This is a genomic window from Clostridium gasigenes (assembly GCF_017348895.1).
Taxonomy (GTDB): domain Bacteria; phylum Bacillota; class Clostridia; order Clostridiales; family Clostridiaceae; genus Clostridium; species Clostridium gasigenes.
Map to the genome: position 1 here is coordinate 2,164,174 of NZ_CP071376.1, position 25,076 is coordinate 2,189,249.

At 29.3% G+C, this 25,076-nt stretch carries 25 protein-coding genes; 15 read left to right on the forward strand and 10 right to left on the reverse strand.

Features of this window, described 5'->3' with window-relative positions:
- Positions 1–98: 98 nt before the first annotated feature.
- The 13 genes from J1C67_RS19690 (at position 99) to J1C67_RS10200 (ending at position 11,592) form a co-directional block, all read left to right on the forward strand.
- Positions 99–230, forward strand: a complete 132-nt coding sequence (locus J1C67_RS19690; protein WP_278336670.1) for a hypothetical protein — start codon at positions 99–101, stop codon at positions 228–230.
- 236 nt (positions 231–466) lie between these two features.
- Complete coding sequence (aroF, locus tag J1C67_RS10145; protein WP_167866708.1) at positions 467–1,480, forward strand: 3-deoxy-7-phosphoheptulonate synthase; 1,014 nt, start codon at positions 467–469, stop codon at positions 1,478–1,480.
- A 67-nt stretch (positions 1,481–1,547) separates the two neighbouring features.
- Positions 1,548–2,594, forward strand: a complete 1,047-nt coding sequence (gene aroB / locus J1C67_RS10150; protein ID WP_423738891.1) for a 3-dehydroquinate synthase — start codon at positions 1,548–1,550, stop codon at positions 2,592–2,594.
- Between the two features lie 94 nt (positions 2,595–2,688).
- Positions 2,689–3,984: a 3-phosphoshikimate 1-carboxyvinyltransferase gene (gene aroA / locus J1C67_RS10155; protein ID WP_167866710.1), complete on the forward strand. Its 1,296-nt coding sequence runs from the start codon at positions 2,689–2,691 to the stop codon at positions 3,982–3,984.
- Positions 3,962–5,035, forward strand: a complete 1,074-nt coding sequence (gene aroC, locus J1C67_RS10160; RefSeq protein ID WP_167866711.1) for a chorismate synthase — start codon at positions 3,962–3,964, stop codon at positions 5,033–5,035. Before aroA ends, aroC begins: the two co-directional genes overlap by 23 nt.
- 82 nt (positions 5,036–5,117) lie before the next feature.
- Positions 5,118–6,251, forward strand: coding sequence for a prephenate dehydratase (gene pheA / locus J1C67_RS10165; protein ID WP_167866712.1), 1,134 nt, complete (start codon positions 5,118–5,120; stop codon positions 6,249–6,251).
- Between the two features lie 17 nt (positions 6,252–6,268).
- Positions 6,269–7,078: a shikimate dehydrogenase gene (gene aroE / locus J1C67_RS10170; protein WP_167866713.1), complete on the forward strand. Its 810-nt coding sequence runs from the start codon at positions 6,269–6,271 to the stop codon at positions 7,076–7,078.
- 19 nt (positions 7,079–7,097) lie between these two features.
- Positions 7,098–7,613, forward strand: a complete 516-nt coding sequence (locus tag J1C67_RS10175; protein ID WP_167866714.1) for a shikimate kinase — start codon at positions 7,098–7,100, stop codon at positions 7,611–7,613.
- A gap of 87 nt (positions 7,614–7,700) precedes the next feature.
- Complete coding sequence (aroQ, locus tag J1C67_RS10180) at positions 7,701–8,126, forward strand: type II 3-dehydroquinate dehydratase (protein WP_167866715.1); 426 nt, start codon at positions 7,701–7,703, stop codon at positions 8,124–8,126.
- 42 nt (positions 8,127–8,168) lie between these two features.
- Positions 8,169–9,182: a 3-deoxy-7-phosphoheptulonate synthase gene (gene aroF / locus J1C67_RS10185; RefSeq protein ID WP_167866843.1), complete on the forward strand. Its 1,014-nt coding sequence runs from the start codon at positions 8,169–8,171 to the stop codon at positions 9,180–9,182.
- A gap of 75 nt (positions 9,183–9,257) precedes the next feature.
- Positions 9,258–10,091: a prephenate dehydrogenase gene (locus J1C67_RS10190; RefSeq protein WP_167866716.1), complete on the forward strand. Its 834-nt coding sequence runs from the start codon at positions 9,258–9,260 to the stop codon at positions 10,089–10,091.
- A gap of 186 nt (positions 10,092–10,277) precedes the next feature.
- Positions 10,278–10,463, forward strand: coding sequence for a hypothetical protein (locus J1C67_RS10195; protein ID WP_167866717.1), 186 nt, complete (start codon positions 10,278–10,280; stop codon positions 10,461–10,463).
- Between the two features lie 499 nt (positions 10,464–10,962).
- Positions 10,963–11,592: a hypothetical protein gene (locus J1C67_RS10200; RefSeq protein ID WP_167866718.1), complete on the forward strand. Its 630-nt coding sequence runs from the start codon at positions 10,963–10,965 to the stop codon at positions 11,590–11,592.
- Positions 11,593–11,662: 70 nt separating this feature from the next.
- Here the strand turns inward: J1C67_RS10200 and J1C67_RS10205 are convergent, their stop codons facing one another.
- Both J1C67_RS10205 and J1C67_RS10210 read right to left on the reverse strand, forming a co-directional pair.
- Positions 11,663–12,265 (reverse strand): DUF445 domain-containing protein, encoded by a 603-nt coding sequence (locus J1C67_RS10205; RefSeq protein WP_089970355.1) that lies wholly within the window; start codon positions 12,263–12,265, stop codon positions 11,663–11,665.
- 112 nt (positions 12,266–12,377) lie between these two features.
- On the reverse strand, positions 12,378–12,938 hold the full coding sequence (locus tag J1C67_RS10210) for a class IV adenylate cyclase (RefSeq protein ID WP_167866719.1): 561 nt from the start codon (positions 12,936–12,938) through the stop codon (positions 12,378–12,380).
- 267 nt (positions 12,939–13,205) lie between these two features.
- Here J1C67_RS10210 and J1C67_RS10215 point away from each other — a divergent pair, with 267 nt between their 5' ends.
- Positions 13,206–13,718: a GNAT family N-acetyltransferase gene (locus tag J1C67_RS10215; protein WP_089970360.1), complete on the forward strand. Its 513-nt coding sequence runs from the start codon at positions 13,206–13,208 to the stop codon at positions 13,716–13,718.
- Positions 13,719–13,902: 184 nt separating this feature from the next.
- Positions 13,903–14,943 (forward strand): nucleoid-associated protein, encoded by a 1,041-nt coding sequence (locus J1C67_RS10220; protein ID WP_167866720.1) that lies wholly within the window; start codon positions 13,903–13,905, stop codon positions 14,941–14,943.
- A gap of 164 nt (positions 14,944–15,107) precedes the next feature.
- Here J1C67_RS10220 and J1C67_RS10225 read toward each other — a convergent pair whose 3' ends face one another.
- From J1C67_RS10225 to J1C67_RS10260, 8 genes are all read right to left on the reverse strand, one after another.
- On the reverse strand, positions 15,108–16,370 hold the full coding sequence (locus tag J1C67_RS10225; RefSeq protein ID WP_243176784.1) for a 3D domain-containing protein: 1,263 nt from the start codon (positions 16,368–16,370) through the stop codon (positions 15,108–15,110).
- Between the two features lie 176 nt (positions 16,371–16,546).
- A complete protein-coding gene (argF, locus tag J1C67_RS10230) occupies positions 16,547–17,467 on the reverse strand; it encodes an ornithine carbamoyltransferase (RefSeq protein WP_167866722.1) in 921 nt (306 codons plus the stop codon).
- 80 nt (positions 17,468–17,547) lie between these two features.
- Positions 17,548–18,717: an aspartate aminotransferase family protein gene (locus J1C67_RS10235; RefSeq protein WP_167866723.1), complete on the reverse strand. Its 1,170-nt coding sequence runs from the start codon at positions 18,715–18,717 to the stop codon at positions 17,548–17,550.
- A 160-nt stretch (positions 18,718–18,877) separates the two neighbouring features.
- The gene (argB, locus tag J1C67_RS10240; protein ID WP_207253599.1) at positions 18,878–19,735 is read right to left on the reverse strand and encodes an acetylglutamate kinase; all 858 of its coding nucleotides are present in this window, start codon (positions 19,733–19,735) and stop codon (positions 18,878–18,880) included.
- A gap of 9 nt (positions 19,736–19,744) precedes the next feature.
- On the reverse strand, positions 19,745–20,965 hold the full coding sequence (gene argJ / locus J1C67_RS10245; RefSeq protein ID WP_167866725.1) for a bifunctional glutamate N-acetyltransferase/amino-acid acetyltransferase ArgJ: 1,221 nt from the start codon (positions 20,963–20,965) through the stop codon (positions 19,745–19,747).
- 100 nt (positions 20,966–21,065) lie between these two features.
- Complete coding sequence (gene argC / locus J1C67_RS10250) at positions 21,066–22,190, reverse strand: N-acetyl-gamma-glutamyl-phosphate reductase (RefSeq protein WP_167866726.1); 1,125 nt, start codon at positions 22,188–22,190, stop codon at positions 21,066–21,068.
- Positions 22,178–23,578, reverse strand: coding sequence for an argininosuccinate lyase (argH, locus tag J1C67_RS10255; RefSeq protein WP_167866727.1), 1,401 nt, complete (start codon positions 23,576–23,578; stop codon positions 22,178–22,180). The genes argC and argH overlap by 13 nt, the downstream gene beginning before the upstream one ends.
- A gap of 1 nt (position 23,579) precedes the next feature.
- Positions 23,580–24,803 (reverse strand): argininosuccinate synthase, encoded by a 1,224-nt coding sequence (locus J1C67_RS10260; protein ID WP_167866728.1) that lies wholly within the window; start codon positions 24,801–24,803, stop codon positions 23,580–23,582.
- Between the last annotated feature and the right edge of the window lie 273 nt (positions 24,804–25,076).

A 25,076-nucleotide genomic window follows, 5' to 3' on the forward strand; every position in this document is an offset into this window, starting at 1 on the left:
GAAATTTAAATTAAAAAATATATTGACAATAAAATTTATATTGTTATAATTAAAAAAAGACGTAAAAAGCTTTTTAATATTTTATTTAGGAGGATATTATGGAATCATTAAGAAAAGAATTATTAGCAAAACTTTATAGCTTTATATATTTTACATTCTGGGGCTTTTATTTTAGCGCTGGCTATTTATTTTGCAAAAAAGAATATAAATCTTTTCGAATGAGTGTGTAAAATCTAATCCTAAAAGAAATTTTATTTTAATTAGGTATTTTATCAGAGAACTCATAAGAGTTCTCTTTTTTTTATAGTTATTTAGGAAATTTCTAATATTTTAGTAAAATATAGAATAATTTTTAGGATAACTAAGAAAGCTTTTAAAAATAATTAGTTGAATTATTTGACTTAATATTTTTAAAAGCCTCTTAATAAAAAGTGATAAAGTTAAAAATAAAGAGGGGGCAACAAAAATGGTAATAATTTTAAAAGCAAAAACAGCACAAGCAGAGGTAATAAAATTAACAGCAGAATTAGAAGCAAAAGGGGTTATAGTTAGCCCAGTAATTGGAACTGAATTAATGATACTCGGATTAGTGGGGGACACAAGTAGAATTGATCCACTTCGAATTGAAGCTAATAATATTGTTGAAAAAGTAATGCACGTACAAGAGCCTTTCAAAAAGGCTAATAGATTATTCCATCCAGAAAATACAATAGTAGATGTTTGTGGGCAGAAAATAGGTGGAAAGAAAATAGCAATTATAGCTGGACCTTGTTCTGTTGAAAGTGAAGATCAAATTACATTGATTGCAAATGAAGTTAAGAAACTGGGGGCAGGTTTTCTAAGAGGCGGAGCATTTAAACCAAGAACTTCACCATATAGTTTCCAAGGTCTTGAACATGATGGTTTAGAATTGTTAAAGAAAGCTAGAGCAAAAAGTGGATTACCAATAGTAACAGAAATAATGTCACCATACGATGTTGAACTATTCGCCAAAGATGTAGATATTATTCAAGTTGGTGCAAGAAATATGCAAAACTTTGATCTTTTAAAAGAATTAGGAAAAATAAATAAGCCTATTTTACTTAAGAGAGGCTTGTCTGCAACAATAGAAGAATTATTAATGAGTGCAGAATATATAATGGCTGGTGGAAATGAAAATGTAATTCTTTGTGAAAGAGGAATAAGAACATTTGAGACATACACAAGAAATACTTTAGATTTAAGTGCTATTCCAGCGATTAAGAAATTAAGTCATCTTCCAGTAGTTGTTGATCCAAGTCATGCTACAGGAAAGAGATTTATGATAGATCCATTATCAAAGGCGGCTATTGCAGTTGGAGCAGATGGATTAATTATAGAAGTTCATAATGATCCTGAAAAAGCTTTATGCGATGGTCCACAATCAATAAAACCAGATCAATTTGGAAAATTATTTAAAGATCTTAAAGCAATAGCAGAAGCTGTAGGACGTGAAATGTAATTAAATAAATTTAACTATAGACAGTGTAAAAACAAATATTCTAGTAGCTATGAAAGGAGAAGATGTTTTGGAGTTAATAGTAGATTTAAAAGAAAGAAGTTATCCTATTTTAATAGAAAAAGGATTAATTAATAAGGTAGCTTATGAGGTACAGAAGGTTTTTAAAGGTGAAAAAATATTTATATTAACTGATGAAAATGTTAATGGCTTTTATGGTGAAAAAGTAATGTCCTTATTACAAGATGTAGGTTATGAAGTTAAAAAGCTTGTGTTAAAACCAGGCGAAGAAACTAAGAATTATAGATGTGTAGAAGGTATTTATAATGAATTATTAGATTTCAAACTAACAAGAAGTGATTTAATAATTACTTTAGGTGGTGGAGTTATAGGTGATTTAGGTGGCTTTGTAGCTTCTACATTTTTAAGAGGTGTTGATTTTATTCAATTCCCGACATCATTGCTTGCTCAAGTAGATAGTAGTGTTGGTGGAAAAGTTGGGGTAGATATAGCCCGTGGGAAAAACCTAGTAGGAAGTTTTTATCATCCAAAAGCAGTGCTTATAGACCCAGAGGTTTTAAATACATTAAAACCTAGATTTTTTAATGATGGTATGGCAGAAGTAATTAAATATGGTTGCATAAAGGATAAGGAATTTTTCTATGAATTAAAAAAATATAAAAATAAAGAGGAAGTTATTAACAATATAAGCACAATAATCCACAGCTGTTGTAAAATTAAGAGAAATGTTGTGGAGAAAGATGAAAAAGACAAAGGTGATAGAATGTTACTTAACTTCGGACACACTTTGGGGCATGGAATTGAGCAATATTATGAATATAAAAAACATACTCATGGTGAAGGGGTAGCGATTGGAATGTATGCTATTACTAAAATAAGTGAAGCTAAGGGGTTAACTAAAGACGGTACAGCAGAAGAAATAAAAGAATTATTAGTTCAATATGCACTTCCTTTTGAAACAGATGTAAAAATAGCTAATATAATGGAAGCTATTTCTTTAGATAAAAAGAATATAGATGGAAAACTAAATGTTATTTTAATTAAAGAAATGGGAGAATCATTTATTTATAAAACTGATACTAGATTTTTCAACTAAAAAATTAGGGCTCTGAAAGAAAATAATAAGACAATTGGAGATATGTATTTTCTTTTAGGCCCCTTAAAGAAACCAATTATAAAGAGAGGTATATATGGGAAGTTTAAAAATAGACTCAATTAAGCTAAAAGGTGAAGTTAAAATACCACCATCAAAAAGCATGGCACATAGAGCTGTTATTTGTGCATCTCTATCTAGAGGGGTTAGCATACTAGAAAATATAGATTACTCAGAAGATATTATTGCAACAATTGAGGGAATGAAAACACTTGGAGCAGTAATTACTAAATATGATGATTATATAGAAGTACAAGGAATATTTAATGAGGAAAATAAAAGAGAATCTTTAAGAACTATTAATTGTAACGAATCAGGATCAACACTTAGATTTCTAGTTCCTATTTCTCTATTATTCAATGGAATGACAAGATTTATAGGAAAAGGAAATTTAGGTAAAAGACCTTTGAAGACATACTATGATATTTTTGAAAAACAAAAAATAAACTATAAGGCAGAAGAGGGGAAGCTTAATTTATTAGTAGATGGAAAACTGAAAAGTGGAGATTTTGAAGTTGAAGGTAATATAAGTTCACAATTTATAACAGGGCTAATGGTTACATTGCCATTATTAAATGGAGATTCTAAAATATTAATAAAGACAGAAATGGAATCTAAAGGATATATTGATTTAACTATAGAGGCTATGAAGGATTTTGGTATTGAAATAATAAATAATAATTATAAAGAGTTTATAATTAAGGGAAATCAAAGTTATAAGCCTAGAAATTATAGAGTTGAGGGCGATTATTCCCAAGCAGCATTTTTCTTAGCGGCAGATGCTTTAGGAAGTGAAGTTATTTTAAAAGATTTAGAATTAAATTCTCTTCAAGGAGATAGGTTAGTTATTGAGATTTTAGAAAAAATGAATGTAGAAATAACAGCTACTAAAGAGGGGATAATAGGAAATGCTAAATCAGCTTTAAAAGCTACAGTAATAGATGGTTCTCAATGCCCAGACATTATTCCTGTTTTAGCTGTTGTTTCAGCATTAAGCAAAGGAACTACTAAAATAATTAACTCATCAAGACTTAGAATTAAAGAGTGCGATAGGTTAAAAGCAATTACTACAGAATTAATTAAATTAGGAGCAAATATAAAAGAAACAGAAGATGGATTAATTATAGAAGGAAAAGAAGATTTTTTAGGTGGGGTAGAAGTTTGGAGTTGGAATGATCATAGAATTGCTATGAGCCTTGCAATAGCTGCAACTAGATGTAAAAATCCTATAATAATTAATGACTTTGAATGTGTTTCTAAATCATATCCTAATTTCTTTGAAGATTATAAAAATCTTGGAGGTGGAGTGAATGAGTGGAGTTTGGGGAAATAACATAAAGGTATCTATTTTTGGAGAGTCTCATGGAACTGCAATTGGAATTACTATAGATGGGCTTCCATCAGGATTTGAAATAGATATGGATAAAGTTAATGAAGAAATGGAAAGAAGAGCACCAGGAAAAAGCAATATATCTACATCTAGAAAAGAAGCTGATATACCAGAAATATTAAGTGGTTTTTTTGAAGGTAAAACAACAGGAACACCGCTTTGTGGAATAATTAGAAATGGAGATACACGCTCTAAGGATTATGGTAAAACTAAAGATTTAATGAGACCAGGACATGCAGATTACACAGGTAACATTAGATATAATGGTTTTAATGATTATAGAGGTGGAGGTCATTTTTCAGGTAGAATAACAGCACCACTAGTGTTCGCAGGAGCAATTTGTAAGCAAATATTAGAAAGCAAATGTATTTTTATTGGAGCACATATTAACTCTATAGGAAATATAAAAGATGAAAAGTTTAATGAAGTGAAGCTTGAAAAAGAAGAATTATTAGCTTTAAGAAATAAAGAAATGCCATTAATAAATAAATCTTTAGAAAGTAAAATGCGAGAATCTATATTAGAAGCTAAAACTAATGGGGATTCACTAGGTGGAACTATAGAATGTGGTGTCGTAGGAATAAAAGCTGGTGTTGGGAATCCATTTTTTGATTCAGTAGAATCTACATTAGCACATTTAATATTTTCGGTGCCAGCAGTTAAGGGAATAGAATTTGGAAAAGGCTTTGAAGTTGCTACAATGAAGGGATCAGAGTGTAATGATGAGTATTATTATGAAAATGAAGTTGTAAAAACTAAAACAAACAATAATGGTGGAATATTAGGTGGAATAACAAATGGAATGCCATTAATATTTAAAGTTGCTATAAAACCAACAGCTTCTATATTAAAAGAGCAAAATACAATAGATATTAATAGTAAAGAAAACTCAGTTTTAAAAATAAAAGGAAGACATGATCCGTGTATAGTACAAAGAGCATTACCTGTAATTGAAGCAGTTACAGCAATAGGGTTACTAGATTTAATCATTTAAAAAATATGATTGAGTATTTTTCAAATGATGCATTGTTGAATGGTTATTTTTTGAAGATGCATTAATGAATAGGAGAAGATTAATGAAGGATTTGAATCAATGTAGAAAAGAAATTGATAAAATAGATAAAGAACTTGTTGTCTTATTTGAAAAAAGAATGGATATTGCAATTAATGTAGCTGAATATAAAAAAGAAAATAATTTACCTATTTTAAACTCTACAAGAGAGAAAGAGGTAATAGATAAAAATATAGAAAAGCTAAATAATAAAGAATATGCAAATAGTGCAAGGAAGTTTTTTGCAGGCATAATGGAAGTAAGCAGAAGTATACAAGGTAAGTTTATTTCACAAGATGATGAAGCAAAGATTGAAAATATAGATATAGATAAAACTAAGAAACTTGGATTCCAAGGGGTTAGAGGCTCATTTAGTGAAGAGGCATTGTTAAAATATTTTGGAGAAAACACAGATGTAACACCATATGAAGAGTTTGAAGATGTTTTTGAAGCACTTAAAAATAATAATATAGATTATGGAATACTCCCAATAGAAAACTCATGTACAGGGTCAATTAGGGATGTATATGATTTATTAAGTAAATATGGATTTTATATTGTAGCAGAAGAATGCATAAAAATAAATCAACATTTAATAGGAATAGAAGGGGCAACAATTGATAGTATAGAAGAGGTATATTCACATCCACAAGGGTTTGAGCAAAGTAATGAATTCTTAAAAAATTATCATAATTGGAAGCTGATTCCTTACCATAATACTGCTACAAGTGCAAAAATGGTTCATGACTTAAATGATAAAACTAAGTCAGCAATTGCAAGTGAAAGAGCTGCAAAAATATATGGATTAAATATAATAAAAAAAGCTATTAACAATAATAAAGATAATCATACTAAATTCATAATAATAGCAAGAGATCTAATAGTAAGGGAAAACTGTAATAAAATAAGTGTAGTATTTTCCCTAGAAGATGAAGCTGGAACATTATATAGATTACTTAAATATTTCGCAGAAAATAGCATAAATATGATAAAAATAGAATCAAGACCAAACAAACACACTTCGTGGAAGTATTTATTATATGTAGATTTTGAAGGAAACTTATATAATGAAGAAGTTCAAAATGCTATTAAGCTAATAAAGAAAAATAGTGGCTACTTTAAACTACTTGGAAATTATAAAAGTTTTAGTGAAATATAAAAAGGTGGTGAGATCAAGTGGAGTTTTACGGGTTACTAGGTGAAAAACTTTCACATAGTTTATCTCCTAAAATACATGATTTAGTTTTTAAGGCAATAGGGGTAAGTGGTGGATATAAGTTATTTGAAGTAGACAGAAATAACTTAGAAAAATTCACTATGGGGCTTAAAGTTTTAAATATTAAAGGCTCAAATGTTACTATTCCTTATAAGGAAGAAGTAATTAAATATTTAGATGAAGTTTCATATGAAGGAAAAAGGATTGGGGCAGTAAATACAATTTCATTAATAGATGGAAAACTTTATGGTTATAATACAGATTACTATGGTTTTGGATATATGCTAGAAGCACATAATATTAAAACTAATAATAAAATAGCCGTTATTTTAGGTAATGGTGGAGCTTGCAAAGCAGCATTATATTATTTGCTTGATAATGGAATAAAACATGTTTATGTAGTAAGTAGAAATTCAAAAGTAAAAACTACCTTTAATGAAGAAAAAGTATCTTTAATAAGTTATAATGAACTTAAGGATTTAAAAGGAGATATATTAATAAATTCTACACCAGTTGGTATGTATCCTAAAGTAGATGGGTGTCCAGCCTGTGAAGAGGTTATTTGTAATTTTAGTACACTTATTGATTTAATTTATAACCCCGGGTTAACTACATTTTTATCTAAAGGAAAAGAGTTAGGTAAAGTTACTGTAGGCGGATTATATATGCTTGTGGGGCAAGCGATAAAAGCTCAAGAAATATGGCAGGGTATAAGCATAAATAAATCTATTATTAATGATATATATATTGAGATAAATAAAGAATTTTAATAAAGGATAGTATTTTAAAATGAGTGATTTAAAAGATAAAGTATTATTGATTGGTATGCCAGGTTGTGGGAAAACTACAATAGGAAAGTTATTAGCAACAAAATTAAACTATAATTTTTGTGATATGGATAAATATATAGAAGATATTTCTGGAGAGACAGTTAAAGAATTATTTGAAAAAGGCGAAGAAAACTTTAGAAAGTGGGAAAACAAGGCTTGTGTGAAGCTTAGTAAAAAGAGAAGAGTAATAATTTCATCTGGTGGTGGAGTTATTAAAAATGAAAAGAATATAGATTTATTTAGAGAAGAGAGTATAATTATATTTATTGATAGACCTTTAGATAATATTATTGAAGATGTTAATATAGAAAAAAGACCTTTGTTATCAAGTGGAAAAGAAAAATTATATAATATTTTTCAGGAAAGATATGAACTATATAATAAATACTGTCATATAAAAATAGTTAATAATGGGTTTCTAAAAGATATAATTTTTGAAATACAAAAAGAATTAAAGGAAAGAATAAGGAAATAGGCTTTGGGAGTTTTTGAAAAATAACTGGTATATATATAGCATCGTGAGAAGCTATATGACTTAATCAAAAAAAGTGGGTGAACTTACATGAAGGTTATGGTTATAAATGGACCTAATTTAAATATGGTTGGAGTAAGAGAAAAAGATATATACGGAAGTAAAGATTTTAATGATATATGTGAATATATTAAAAAAGAAGCAAAGATAAAAAATATTGATATAACACTTCTACAAAGTAATGTTGAAGGGGAAATTATCAATTTTATTCATAAAGCATATTATGAAAAATATGATGCAATAATAATTAATCCAGGAGCGTATACTCACTATAGCTATGCAATATTTGATGCAATAAAAGCAGTTAATATAAAAACAGTTGAAGTTCATTTATCAAATATACATGCAAGAGAAGAATTTAGACATAAATCAGTAACAGCACCAGCATGTATTGGACAAATTTGTGGATTTGGTGAGAAAGGCTATGTTTTAGCAATGGAAGCAATATTAAGTTAGAAGATGCTTAAGATGAAAAAAGTAGTATGGAGTGATGGTAGAATGATTATAGTAATGAATCCTAAATGTAGTGAAGAAGAAATATTGAAAATTAAGAAGGCAATAGAGGAAAAAGGTGTGCTTACGCACCTATCTCAAGGAGCAACTTATTGTATATTAGGAGTTGTAGGTGAAACTAGAGCAATAGATTCTAATAAACTATTAAGATTCCAAGGTGTTGATAAAGTTTTAAAGGTGGAAGAACCTTTTAAAAAAGCTAATAGATTATTTAAACCAGAAGATACAATAATTGATGTTAATGGATCAATTATTGGAGGAAAAAACCTTGCAGTTATGGCAGGTCCTTGTTCGGTTGAAAGTGAAGAACAAATTATAGAAATTGCAAAAAGTGTAAAAGAATCAGGAGCAACTTTCTTAAGAGGGGGAGCATTTAAACCAAGAACATCACCATATAGCTTCCAAGGTTTAGAACTTGAAGGTTTAGAATTACTAAAAAGAGCAAGAGCTGAAACAGGGCTTCCAATAGTGACAGAAATAATGTCAACAGATTATATAGATCAATTTGAAAGAGACGTTGATGTAATTCAAATTGGGGCAAGAAATATGCAAAACTTTGATCTTTTAAAACAAATAGGTAAAACTAGAAAACCAATTCTTTTAAAGAGAGGGTTATCAGCAACTATAGAGGAATGGCTAATGTCAGCAGAATATATAATGGCTAGCGGAAATGAAAATGTAATTCTTTGTGAAAGAGGAATAAGAACTTTTGAAACATACACAAGAAACACTTTAGATTTAAGTGCAATTCCGGTAGTTAAAAGGCTATCACATTTACCCGTAATAGTTGATCCAAGCCATGCAGCGGGATACTGGTATTTAGTAGAACCACTAGCAAAAGCCGCAATAGCAGCAGGAGCAGATGGATTAATGATAGAAGTTCATAACAACCCACAATGTGCCTTAAGTGATGGACAACAATCGATTAAACCAGAATCTTTTAAAATTATGATGGATAAAATTAAAAAATTAGCAGAATTTGAGGGCAAAATTCTTTAAAAGTGATAAGGCATCATAAAAGCTTCAGTATTACTGAAGCTTTTTCTGTAATAAATATTGGGGGAAATAGAATTTATGAGAATTTTAATAGTGGGGCTTGGTGTTGTTGGTGGAAGTTATGCAATGGCACTTAAAGAAGCTGGATATGAAGATGTATATGGTCTTGATACAGATTTAGATACATTAAAAAAGGCAGAAGATTTACGCATAATTAAAAAGGGATATATTGATGGAACTGATATTGTAGAAAAGTGTGATTTAATTATACTTTCTATATATCCAAGGTTAGTTAAGAAGTTTATACAAGATAATAAAAATAGATTTAAAAAAGGTACTGTTATTACAGATGCAACCGGCATAAAAGAAATGTTTATAAACGATATATTAGAAATATTACCTTCTAATGTAGATTTTATTTTTGGTCATCCAATGGCAGGAAGAGAGAAAAAAGGAATAGATTATGCTTCAAGCAAGGTATTTAAAGGAGCAAACTATTTAATTACTACTATAGATAGCAATAAAGAAGAAAATATTAAGCTAATAGAAAAACTTGCTTATAACATTGGATTTAAAAAGGTAAGAAGAATAACTCCTAAATATCATGATGAAATGATAAGTTTCACAAGTCAACTTCCACATGCAATAGCTGTAGCACTTATAAATAGTGATGAAGAGGGACGGGATACAGGAAGCTTTATTGGAGATAGTTATAGAGATTTAACAAGAATAGCAAATATAAATGAATATTTATGGAGTGAACTTTTCCTGGGGAATAAGTCGAACTTAATTAAAGTAATTGACGAGTTCGAAGTAGAACTGGAAAAAATAAAAGTAGCTTTAGAGAATAATGACAATGAATGTCTAAAAGAATTATTTATTAAATCCACTAAAAGAAGAGAAAAACTTTAAAAAAAATGAAGAGAGCCTGTGGTTTTTAAAATAACCATAGGCTTTTTTCGGTTCTCTAAAAAGATTGAATAAAATTAATGGAAGAGCTTAAATGAAGAAGAAAAAGAATGGATATCATTAACTAACTACCTTAAATCCTTTGATAAAGTTAATGGGGTACCTCAAATTACTGAAAATTATAATATATTGCAAGGTAGAAAGATTGTTGATGATAATCATAATGTAATTAATTTATTTAGTAATCCCAATAAAATAGCTTTAGGTGTTTATGGAATTGCTATAGTGCTAATATCACTAATGGTTTTAATTATACTAAAGATTAGAAAAAGGATTAGAATATCCAAAGAATCAAATGAAAAACAAGCTTTATAAAATAATAATAAATATACAAGAAAAGGTTGGACTAAATATAACTTAGTTCAGCCTTTCTTTATTTTTAGACAATTGATTTAAATAGAAATACATTAGTATAAAATTATCAAAAAGATATCCTTAGATATAGCCCCTATAAGGCATCTCCAAATAAATATAACTATATTAGTATAAGTTCGATTAGATTCTAACTACAATTAGGCATTGTAAAATAAACAAGGATACTAGTCTATTATTTATTTTATGATGCCTTATATAGTAAGTTTATTAAGAAAACTTGGAAAACAATGTTAAGGTTATTGAGGAAGTTTATGAGTTATACCCCAATTAACTACTAAAGACTTATTTTAAGTTTTAAATTATAATAAGGTCATGAAGTTGATAAGACAAAGACAAAACCTAAGTTTAAAAGCAAAGTAATTTAAAATATTATATAAATTAAAAAAACTAGTTTGTATAATAACAAAGTTATTAAACTTAAAATCAAGGGGGAATACGTATGAATAAAAGAAAATTTCTTATAGGTTTATCAGTGGCGGGTGCTTTAATATTTGGTGGAACTTTAAGTTTTGCTTCTATGAGAGATGCAGATACTGCACAAGTTAATAAACTAGCAATAGAATCTAAACAAGTAAATACAGAAGCTAAACAAACAAATATAGAAGCTACACCAGTAGATACAAATGCAATAGAGAGTGGCGTAGATACAAATTCGGTAGCTACAAATGAAGTAGCTACTGAAGCTAGCAATGCACCAGCAGAAGTGACGAATGAAGTTCAAAAACAATTATTAGTATCTCCAGCGCCCGAAGAGAAGGTAGCAACTGTTAAGGAAGCTTCAAATGATGTAGCAAAAGCTATTGATTCTCAAAATAGTTGTTCAAATGATTGTCCTAGTACTTGCACAAATGGATGTAATCAAGGATGCGAGAGTACATGTGTAAATGAGTGTAATCAAGGATGTCAAAGTACAGGTACAAGTAACAGCACAAAAGAAAATAATAATTGCTCTAACTCAAATGGATGTTCAAAGGTTAAGGTTATACAAGGTGAAAATGTAGATAATACAACAAATGGAACTTGTCCAACACAAAGTACAACAAATACTTGTCCAAATACAAATGAATAAAAAAGTTAAAATATAGCATATATTAATAAAAATAGCAGCACAATGTGCTGCTATTTTTATTTTAGAATGCCTAAAGTAAAATAACTATTAAACCTTGAACTAGGCCTATAAGACCACCAAGAACCAAACCTAAAATTTCGATATGTTTAAATTCTTTCTTACATATACTAATTATAATTCTTTCAAGTTCTTCTAGATCTAATTCATTTATTTTTTCTTCTACTATTTTATTTATATTAATTTTATCCTTAGCCATGGAAATTATATCAACACCAATATTTTCTACAGCGCCACCTATTTCTTTATTAATAATATCATCAACATAAGGACTAACCATCATTCTAAAAGGTGCTGGTATAATATTAAGCTTTTCATTTGCAACATCACGAGCTTTTGATTTTATATGTTCAGTAATGTTATTCTTAGATTCATCATCTAATGCTTCGTTTAATAAATCATCAATAGATAATAGATCATTAGCTACTACATCACCAATATTCTTTGCAATTTCTTTTTTTCTTTTAGGTATTAACCCTAGTATTTCTATATTTAGTAATGGGATTTTAATAGGATTTATGGGTCTAAACATAAGCTTTATAGCTAAGATGTTAGTTATCCAGCCTATAACCCCTCCAACTATAGTAAGTAATAAAATTGTAGATAAGTTATTCATAATATTCCTCCAAAAGTTAATTTTTTCATTTGTTAATATTTAGTTTAAGGCATTTCAAAAAAAATAACAAGTCAAAGGGCCATGTATATTGACTTGTTATTTTAAAAAAGTGCTAAAGTCCTTTTGCATCCTTATTGCCAATGCCTTTATCAGCTAAAAGCTCATAAATTGTTTTAGAAGTAGTATCTTCAAGTGTATACCCTAAAAGTTCAACAATTTCTTTAAGATTTTCCACGTCAGATGTTTCTATTTCAATATAAGGGAATGGGCAGAAGCTTTTATCATTAATATCAATTTCAACTAAAGAATTTTTAAATTTATAGCTTTCTCTAGATTTCTTAATACATTTATGTTGCACAAGACCAAGAGATAAATAAATTCCACGAGCCATTTCTTTATCTTCTACTACAGTTTCATTTTCTTCCATAACTTTAAAAGTACCTTGGCTTAACATTTTCTTTGTAGTCATATAATAAGTTTCTTTTCCAGATAACTTATCAATAGTAGTACGTATTCTTGCATAACCTTTAGCATTTAAAAGTCTTCCATCCTCAAAATCATATATATCGTTAATTTGATTTTCATCCTTAACTTTTTCTGCACCTAAGGCAACTAACTTACACCTTATATCATCAACATCAATATCTATAATTCTAGTTTCTAATTCATTCATCTTCTTATCTCTCCTTAAATTTAAAAAATAATATTATTTTTATTCAATACTGAAATTGAAATTTTGAAATAGTATTATCCATCTAATACACCTACTTTTAAGTTTATTAGCTTAAGTTTATTATAACGAAATACAATTATATAAACAATAAATTTATTATTATGTAATTTATTGATATAATGAAGATTAATAAAAGTGTTATAATGAAGATTAATAAAAGTGTTATAATATAAGCAAATAGGATGAAATATAAGGGGTTAAATTAATATGATTAGACACGGAGAAGAAAAAGATTTAATTAATATTTTAGAAATTTATAATGATGCTATAGTAAATACTACAGCAGTATATAATTATAAGGCTCAGACTTTAGAAGAAAGAAAAGCATGGTTTAATAATAAAATTTCTGAAGGTTATCCAGTATTTGTTTTTGAGGAAAATAATAAAGTTATAGGTTTTGCGACTTATGGCCCATTTAGACAATGGCAAGCTTATAAATATACAATAGAGCATTCTGTTTATGTAAAAAAGGAAAGTAGAGGCAAAGGAATTGGAATCTTATTATTAAAACAAATAATAAAAGATGCTAATGAAAGGGAATTTGCAACGTTAGTTTCTTGTATTGACGCAGCTAACATTGGAAGTATTAAGATGCATGAAAAATTAGATTTTAAATATTCAGGTACAATTAAAAAAGCTGGATATAAGTTTGAAACTTGGCTTGATTTAGCATTTTATCAGTTAGATTTAGTAGGTCCTAAAGTACCTGTAGAAGATTAAAAGAACTATAAGCGTTTTACAAATTGTTAGCGTTATTATAAAATATATAAGAAATAAGGCATTGTAAAATAAATAAATAGTTAAAAAAGACAAGTATACTGACTAGTTATTTATTTCTAAATTACTAAAGTGGGTAAGGACGTTAAAGTACTCTATGCGCGAAAGATTATAAGGTGGTATAAAAATGGAATATGTAAATGATGTAAATATACAGGAAGCTGTGATCCATATATTAGATTCAGAGGCAGGAGAGCCAGTTTTAAACGAATATGCTCTTGATTTAAGTGATGATACGTATAACTTTTTATATAGACATATAGAAAAATGTTTTAAGGATGAAGAATTAAAGTATGCTATTTTTAATCAGGAAAGAAGCATTGTTAAAGAAGTTGTTCAAGATTATTTAAATGGAATGGAAAGTGATATTATTAAACTATCACAAGAGATAGCAAGGCAGTTATTTGCAGTTATGAATGGTAATGGAAGTATACCATCTTGTGATTTAATAGTTGTTTCAATTGTTACGGATCAAGGACCTATGATAGGGTTACTTAAGATGGATTATGTTAAGAACTTTACTCATCAAATAGATTTTGTTGACAATAAAATTGGTATTGGAATAATTCCACAAGCAGCAGGGCTCCCAGGTAGTAGCCAAAGGATCCAAAAGGCTGCATTTATAAAGCCAATTAGAGAGACTGATGGATACAATTTAATGGTTATAGATAAGCAAAAAAAGAGTAAAGATAAAGATGAATATGGAGCAAATTATTTCATTAATAACTTCTTGGGCTGTAATATTGTTAATAACGAAAGAGATATGACTAAAACATTCGTAAAGGCAACAGAAGCTTGGACTAGAACTAATATAGTTGAAGATGCAGATAAAGCAGAAAGAATAAGAACAACAGTTAAAGCTAAGCTTAAAAAAGAAGATACAATTAATATAGAAGCGTTATCCCATGAATTGTTTAAAGAAGAACCTGAAATAAAAGAAAACTTCAATAATTTTGTTCGTGGTCATGGGTTAGATGAAGAAGTATCAATAGATAAAACTTGGGTTGAGAAAAAGCTTAAGAGAGTAAGACTTAAAGTTGATAAAGATATAGATTTATATATAAACGAAGAAGCTTACAATGATAATACAAGGTTTGAAATCCAAAGAAATGGTGACGGAAGTATTAACATGATAATTAAGCATATTAACAACTATATGGAAAAATAGTTGATAGGCATATAAAAAATAGAATTAATAATAACTAGTTATTTTTTCAAGATGACTTAGATTATATTTATAAAATTATATATTTAAAATAGGTGATATAACATAGTCATTAATGTTATATCACCTATTTTTATGTTGAAACTGAATAATTTATAGTGTAAATATTACCAAGTTCCTGGAAGCGCAATTAGATGTAGAGTTACATTTTGTCTACCCCAAGAAACACATTCTTCATGGCTATTTAAGTATAAATCAATTATATTTCCCTTTATAGCGCCACCGGTATCTGAGGCTATAGCATAACCATAACCAGGTATAAGTACTTTTGAACCAAGTGGTATTACAGAAGGATCTACAGAAATGGTGCTTATACCATTTGGATCTCTTATAGGTTTTAAACCTGAAGCAGTTATAGTACCACCAGTGTAAGCAGTTGCGGACATAGCATAAGTTGCTAGGTACTCACCATCTCCAGAGGTAGAATTACCATTACCACTGTTATTATTATTATTATTATTATTATTATTATTATTATTATTATTATCAGTAGTACTACTATTATTATTATTATTAATTACAGCATTTTTGCTGTTTTCAATTTCTATAGCATCAATTTTAGCCTGTCCATCCAAAATAGCAGTATTAGCCAAATCTAATACATAGTCACTGCTAATTTGAGCAATTAATGATTTTAAGGTGCTAATTGCAGACGTTAGCTCTAGCGATGTAGAACTATCTGAATTAATTATTGATAGTTGATGAGATATAAGCTTTTCTTCGTTTGCCTCAATTATTGAAGCAACATTAGCCTTTTGGGAATTAAGTTCGTTCAAACTTTCTTGTTGAGTACTTTGCTTTTCATTTACAGAAGCAAGATCTTTTAAAGCAGATGTTTTTAAGAAGTTTAAATCTGATTGACTTTTACTTAAATCCTCTGCACCTTTAATTAAAAATGCACTTTTCTCATTAATCTCATTAATCATTTGTTTATCTAGAGATACTATTTTACTCATAGAATAGACTCTGTTAAATGCATCAAGTAGGTTGTCGGAAGTCATAATATAAATAAGCATATCTGTATTTGTATTATTCTCATACATAGAGCGTATTCGTTTATCTAATATTTCCTGGTTTTTTTCAATATCAGCTTTAGCTTCTTCAATTTGAGAATTAATAAGCTTAATCTGTAAACCCGTTTCTTCAATTTCTGTATTAGTAGCATTAAGTTTATAGTTAATTCCCTCTATTTCAATATTTAATTTACTTATTTCAGAATTTAATGTTGTTATTGTATCATCAAGCTGCTCATACTTAACTTTACTCTCTTCAATAGCTTGAGCTGGAGTAAGTGTTGTTGCAAAGGATACATAGCTTGTATTAAAACATAAAGCTACTATAGTAGTTAATAATAAAACTTTTTTAATCAAAAATTGTACCTCCATTAGTGATATTAATAAAAATAAATAAGATTTAATTTTATTTATATACAACAGTATACACTACAAGGGGGTATGTTTGTCAAATTATTATGGGAAACTATAGATATATTTTAAAATAATGGAAATAATTATACCCCAGTGGTGTAATTATTTCCGCTTTTTACTTATTTTAAAAGTTTAACAAGTATTGCTTTTTGAGCATGAAGTCTATTTTCAGCTTCGTTAAATATTATTTCAGAGTGTTTTTCTAGCACTTCAGTTGAAATTTCTTCTTCTCTATGGGCTGGTAAGCAGTGAAGAACTATTGCATCATTTTTTGCAAGTTTCATAAGTTGTGAATCTACTTTGAAGCCTTGGAATGCTTTAATTCTTTTTGCTGATTCATCTTCCTGACCCATACTTGCCCAAACATCTGTTATAACAACATCGGCATTCTTCACAGCTTCTTTTGGACAAGTTGTTACTGTAAAGTTTACGTCCATAGATTTAGAGATTTCCTTTCCTTTTTCTATATAGTAGTTAGAAGGAGAGTAGTCTGTAGGAGAGGCAATACACAGGTTCATTCCAACAGTTAAAAATCCAACTATTAAGGAATTAGCCATGTTGTTCCCATCTCCAATGTAAGCCACGTTTAGACCTTCTAATATTTTTTTGTTTTCTCTTATAGTCATTAAATCAGCTAATATCTGGCATGGATGCTCATCATCTGTAAGACCATTAATTATTGGAATAGATGATGACGCTGCAAGGGTTTCTACCTCTTTTTGAGAGAAGGTTCTAATCATAATACCATCTAAATATCTTGATAATACACGTGCAGTATCTTGGATTGGTTCACCTCTACCAATTTGTAAATCCTTTGAACTTAGGAAGAGTGGATAGCCCCCAAGTTGATACATCCCAACTTCAAAAGATACTCTTGTTCTAGTAGATGATTTTTCGAAAATTAATCCTAGGGATTTTCCCTTTAAATGATGATGTTCTATACCATGTTTTTGTTCATATTTTAATTGATCTGCAAGATTTAGTATATCTAAAATGTCCTCTTTTGAAAGATTACTCATTTTCAACAAATCTTTATTCATAACTTAGCCCCCCAATTTTATTTTAAAGTCGTGAAATATGAAAATAATTAGTATTTATTTTCATATCATTTTAAATATATTTATAGTGTTTTTAGAATTTCTTCAAGTATTTTGAATCCAGCTAATATATCTACCTTTTCTATTATTAATGGAGGAAGTAATCTTACAACATTTTTACCTGCTGTTAAAACTAATAATCCTTTTTCTAAAGCTTTTTTTTGAATTAAATCTGCATCAATAGTGGTCTCAATACCAATCATTAAACCTGTTCCTCTAATTTCTTTTATTATTGGAAGATTTAAGTTTTCTAAAAGTCCTTTAAGAAAAGCCCCTTTATTAGTTATTTCTTCAAGATTAATATTAGTACAAACTTCATTAAGTACAACAAGTGCACCAGCACAGGCAATAGGATTACCACCATAAGTAGTGCCGTGGTCACCAGGAGTTAATACATTAGATAGCCTTTCATTACATAAGAATCCACCAATAGGTAGCCCGCCACCAAGGCCTTTGGCAATTGTGATTATATCAGGGGTTACATCCAGATGATTAAATCCAAATAATTTACCAGTTCTGCCAATGCCGCATTGAACTTCATCAAATATAACTAAAATATCATTTTCATTGCACATTTTAACTACTTCCATAGCAAATGAAGTATCTAAAGGAGTTACCCCACCTTCACCTTGAATAGCTTCAAGAATAATTGCACAAACATTATTGCCTAGTTTACTTTTAAAAGAATCAATATTATTTACTTCTACATAATCAAAACCTTCTGGAAAAGGAAAAAAATAGTTGTGGAACTTATCTTGACCTGTAGCAGTTAAGGTTGCAAGTGTTCTTCCATGGAAGGATTGTTTTAATGATAAGATAACATTTCTATTAATTCCATATTTATCAAAGCTATATTTACGAGCAAGTTTTATAGCTCCTTCATTTGCTTCTGCCCCAGAGTTTGAAAGAAAAACCTTGCTCATACTTGAAATATTAGTAAGGTTTTTACACAATTTAAGAGTAGTTTCATTTAAAAAAATATTAGAGATATGCGCAAGAGTAGAAGCTTGTTTTGAAACAGCATCTACCCATTTTTTATTATTGTAGCCAAGGCAATTAACTCCAATTCCACTAGTGAAATCTATATATTTATTATTATTATCATCAAAAACATAACATCCATCGCCGTAAACCAAGTTAACGGGTAGATAAGCATAGGTATTCATAATACAATTACTTTCTTCATTAAACATATTTTAAGCCCCCTTTTTATTGAATAGGTAGTTAGGTATATTGAAAAAACTACTTATGGACTTTAAAATAAATAATAGACTAGCAAATTGGTGTATTATTTATTTGATAGTCACTTAGTATGCCCATATAGTTGTAGCACATAATATAATTTTGAATGAGTTAGTAAATCATAGTTCCAATTCCCTCATTAGATAGTAGTTCTAAGATAATAGAGTGGGGTACACGTCCATCAATAATATGTGCGCGTTTAACACCCATTCTAACAGATTCAACACAACAATCTATTTTAGGAATCATCCCACCTTTTATTACTTTATCATGAAGCAGTTTTGGAACTTCGTGAAGTCTTAATACTGAAAGTAATGAATTTTCATCTGACGGATCAATCATAACACCTGGTACATCCGTTAATAAAATTAATTTTTCAGCTTTTAATGATGATGCAATTTTAGCTGCACAAGTATCTGCATTAATGTTATATAAATTATTATCATCTTCCCCAAGGGCTATTGAACCAACTACTGGAATGTAACCAGAGGACATTGCCATTTTTAAAATATCTGTATTAACAGAAGTTATTTCACCAACATATCCTAAATCATCTTCAGTAATAAGTTTTTTAGCTTTTAAAAGAGAACCGTCTATTCCACAAATGCCAATTGCTTTGCCACCAGATTTTTCTATTAGCTTAACTAAATCCTTATTAACTTTGCCGCCAAGAACCATTTGAACTATGTCTATAGTATTTTCATCTGTATAACGTAATCCATTTATAAATTCACTTTTTTCACCTATTCTATTTAGAAACTTAGAAATATCAGGTCCTCCACCATGAACAACAATTGGCTCAATACCTATACATTTCATAAGAATAATATCATTAATAACAGTTTCGCGAAGCTCTTCACTAATCATTGCATTGCCACCGTATTTCACAACAATAGTTTTGCCATATAGTTTTTGAATATAAGGTAAAGCTTGCATTAAAACTCTAGTATGTTCTGTATGATTCAAAATAGTTTCCCCCTAACTTCTATAGTCTCCATTAATTTTCACATAATCATAACTTAAATCGCAGCCCCAAGCTACTGAAGATGCATCACCATCGTTCATATTAACTAAAATATTTATTTCTGGCTGAAGTAATATTTCTTTGGCGTGAGCTTCATCAAATTCTAAAGAACCACCTTTTGAGCATACTTTAATTTCCCCAACAGAACTTTTAAAAGAAACATCAACTTTATTTGGATCAAAGGTTGCAGTCGAATATCCAAGAGCACAAAGTACACGACCCCAGTTTGCATCACTGCCAAACATTGCAGTTTTTACAAGGCTTGAGTTTATAACACTTTTAGATAAAGCCTCTGCATCTTTTACTGTTTTAGCATTAGTAATGCTACATTCTATAAGCTTTGTTGCACCTTCACCATCTTTGGCAATGCTTTTAGCAACAATTATATTTAATTCATTTAATATTTTAAGAAAAGTATAGTAATCTTCATTTCTACTTTCTATTTTGGGGTTAAGAGCTAAAGCATTTGCCATAATTAACACCATATCGTTAGTACTTGTATCACCATCAACACTAACTCTGTTATAACTAAGATTAACACTTTCCTTAAGTGCTTCACTCAGAAGTTCACCAGAAATATTTAAATCTGTTGTTATAAATGAAAGCATAGTTCCCATATTAGGTTCTATCATTCCAGATCCCTTTGCCATAGCCCCAATTGTTATGGTTTTAGAATCAATTATAAACTGAGTTGCAAAGTGCTTTTTAAAAGTATCGGTGGTCATAATAGCACTAGCGGCATCTAAGCCACCATTAACTGAAAGTTTTTCTGTAAGGCTAGGAATTCCACTTTGTATAGCATTAATATTTAGAGGAACCCCAATTACTCCAGTTGATGCCACTAATACCTCATCAGTTTTTAGGAGTAAGGCTTTTGCTTGAACTTGTGACATTCTCTTTGCTTTATGTAGACCATCAACGCCGTTACAAGTATTAGCATTACCGCTATTTATAATAATAGCTTGAGCCATTTTGTTAGATAGATGTTCCTTTGTAATATAAAGTGGAGCTCCTTTTACTTTATTTTTTGTATAAACTCCAGCAGCTGCAGCTGGAACTTCAGAGTAAATAAGAGCTAAATCCATTTTTAAACTATTCTTTTTTAAACCACAATGTATTCCAGAAGCTAAAAAACCTTTAGGAGAAGTAACTCCACCATTATTTAATAGTTCCATTTATATGCCCCCTTTTTATTTAAGACCTTTTGAAAAAACAACAAGCGAAGGTAGAAAATAGATTATAATATTGGCTTGTTATTTTTTGAATATGCCTAAATTAGAATGCTGGTGCAATAAAGTTTAATCCTTCAGTTTCATTTATACCCAAAATAATATTCATATTCTGAATTGCTTGACCAGCAGCACCTTTAATCATATTATCTATTGCACTAACAACAATTATTCCATCACATCTATGATTTAAATGAAGTGAAATATGACAGTTGTTTGTAAATGCAACATTTTTTATTGATGCAGTTTCTCCAATAGGTAAAACATGAGTAAAAGGTTCATTTTTATATGTCTCACAGTATAATTTATATATTTCTTCAAGGTCGATTTTATCTGATTTGATTTCTTTATAAGTGATTTTATCTGAGCTGATTTTTTGTGAAATATCTATATTTGAATTAAATTTATAACTCATAAGTTCTTTTTTAGGTGTTGTATATATTGTGGAAATGATACCTCTATTTATAGGTAATAGATGTGGTGTAAAGGTAACATTAATTTTTTCATTTGCTATTGTTCCTAAGATTTCTTCGATTTCTGGAATGTGTCTATGGGAGCCAACAGCGTAGGGTGCAAAATCTCCATTAAGTTGAGCGGCGTGAGTTTTTTGTGAAAGGCCACGTCCAGCTCCTGTTACTCCAGATTTTGAATCGCAAATTATATTTTTACCATCTATCAAACTATTTTTTAAAAGAGGTAGTAGTCCGAGCTCTATACTTGTTGGATAGCAGCCAGGGTTTGCAATGATTTTGCAGGTCTTTATTTTGTCTCTATTTAATTCTGGTAATCCATAAATGCTTTTGCTATGAAGTTCTTTATGAGAAAATTCTTTTCCATACCACTTTTTATATTCATCTTCGCTAGTTAATCTAAAATCAGCTCCAAGATCTATACAAATTTTGTTTGCAGCTAGACATTCATTTGCAATGTCCTCACTTAAGCCATGGGGAAGAGCAGTAAATATAACTTCACATTTCTCTATAACATCAGATTTGTTTTCGCAAATTAAATCTGTCATTTTATAAAATGACTTGTAGATAGAAGAAAATTCTTCCCCTTCAAAAGAAATAGAACTAATAGCTGAAACTTCAACACTTGGATGATTTATTAAAATTCTAAGGAGCTCACAGCCAACATATCCAGTAGCTCCAATTATACCTACTTTAAACATGATAATGACTCCTTAGAAACTATTATAAATTTTTCTAAACTTGCAATTTGAATAGTCACAGAAGAACTGCTTGGTCCGCCAATTACTTTTCTTTCTTCAACACAAGTAAGCAAATCAATTGCTTTATAAATCTCTTCAGTGAAAATAGGGGAGAATGATTTTAATTCATCTAAGGATAACTCTTCAATAGATTTATTAACTTTTATACAATGAAGAACTATTTCACCAACTATTTCATGAGCATTTCTAAATGCTGTTCCTTTTTTTACTAAATAATCAGCAACATCAGTAGCATTTGTAAATCCACCAGCTGCGGCTTTTCTCATAACATCTTTTTTGATTTTCATAGTTTGAACCATACCAGTAAAAGTTTTTAAAGAAAGGGAAGCTGTGTCTAAACCATCAAATAAAGCTTCTTTATCTTCTTGCATATCTTTGTTATAAGCAAGTGGTAGTCCTTTCATAACAGTTAATAAAGTCATTAAATCACCATAAACTCTACCTGTTTTACCACGAACAAGTTCTGCAACATCAGGGTTTTTCTTTTGTGGCATAATGCTACTACCTGTACTGTATTCATCATCAAGTTCTACAAAATTAAATTCACCTGTGCACCATAGAATTACTTCTTCAGAAAATCTTGATAAATGCATCATTATCATAGAAAGAGTAGAAAGTGATTCGATAGCATAATCTCTATCTGAAACAGAATCTATACTGTTTAAAGTTATTTTAGAAAATCCAAGTTCTTTAGCCACAAATTCTCTGTCTATTGGATAGGTAGAAGTAGCAAGTGCACCACTACCTAGTGGCATTTCATCTAATCTTTTATAACAATCTAATATTCTTCCTATATCTCTTTTAAACATTTCAGCGTAAGCTAAAATATGATGAGAGAATGTTATTGGTTGTGCTTTTTGCATATGAGTATAACCTGGCATTATAGTACCTGTATGTTCTTTTGATTTCTCTAAAATTACAGATTGTAAACTTAAAACATCATGCGCAACATTTTTTAAAGCTTCTTTTAAATATAATTTAGTATCAAGAGTAACTTGATCATTTCTACTTCTTCCAGTATGAAGCTTTTTACCTTCATCACCAATGTAGTATGTAAGAGTACCCTCTATAAAACTATGGATATCTTCAGCAGTTTCATCTATTTTTATTACTCCGTTTTCGATGCGAGATAAGATTTCTTTTAGCCCATGAGAAATCTTTAAACTATCGTCACTGGGAATTATATTTTGTTTGCCAAGCATCTTAACATGAGCAAGGCTACCAATAATATCTTCCTTATACATTCTTGAATCTATGTTAATAGAAGAGTTAAAGTCGTTAACTAAAAGGTTAACGTCTTTTTTAAATCTTCCTCCCCAAAGTTTCATACTACTTTACCTTTAAAGCTAGGGCAGCATCCATTTTAGCTTTAACTGTTATTGGTAGTCCAAATAGATTAATAAATCCTGCTGAATCATTTTGGTCATAAACTTGATCTTCTCCAAATGTTGCATATTCTTCACTATATAATGTATAAGGAGAAGTTACTCCTGCATTAATTAAGTTACCTTTGTATAATTTTAATTTAACTTCGCCAGTTACGTTTTCTTGAGTAGTTTTAACAAAAGCTGAAAGTGCCTCGCGAAGTGGAGTGTACCATTGACCGTTATATATTATATCTGCAAATTTTAAAGCAACTGTTTCTTTATAATGTGCTGTTTCTCTATCTAAACTAATTTCTTCTAAGTTTTTGTGAGCAGCATATAAAATTGTTCCACCTGGAGTTTCATAAACCCCTCTAGATTTCATTCCTACAAGTCTGTTTTCAACCATATCTACAATACCAATGGCATTTTTTCCACCAATTTTATTAAGTTTTTCTATTAAAGTAACACCGTCCATTTTTTCTCCGTCTAAAGCTACAGGAATTCCTTTTTCAAAATTTAATGTAATGTAAGTAGCTTTGTCTGGTGCATTTTCAAGTGTAGTACACATTTCTAATATTTTATCATATTTTGGTTCAACGCCTGGATCTTCAAGGTCTAACCCTTCATGACTTAAATGCCAAAGGTTTTTATCTTTACTATAATTAGTTTCATAATTAATTGATATTGGAATTTTTCTGTCTAAAGCATATTCAATTTCTTCATCTCTAGATTTTAAATCCCATATTCTCCATGGTGCAATAATTTTCATGTCAGGAGCAAAAGCTTTAATGGCAAGCTCAAATCTTACTTGGTCATTTCCTTTACCTGTACAACCGTGACATATAGCATCAGCACCTTCAGCTATTGCAATTTCAACCATTCTTTTTCCTATTATAGGTCTTGCAAAAGAAGTGCCTAAAAGATATTTTCCTTCATATATAGCATTCGCTTGAATAGTTGGGAATATATATTCTTCTACAAATTCCTTAGTTAAATCTTCAATATAACACTTAGATGCCCCTGTCTTAAGTGCCTTTTCTTCAAGGCCTATTAATTCATCAGATTGACCAACATTACCAACTACACATATAACCTCACAACCATAATTTTCTTTAAGCCATGAAATAATAATTGATGTATCTAATCCTCCTGAGTATGCTAGAACCACTTTGTTAAATTTATTCATAATAAAAGCCCCCTATTATTTATTTTCTTAATAAATATTTTGTGTATAAATATGATTATATATACCTATGTATAATTATGCAAGAAAAATTTATAAATTTACATAAAAAAATATAAATATATCTATAATACATAGGTTTACTAGTTAAAATATATATTAATTTGTATAATATAATATAGTTATGATTATTTATGCAAATAAATATTGGGTAATACAATTTTAAAATAGAGTCTATTAAAATAAAAAAGCCGAATTCAGCTATTTATAATAGCT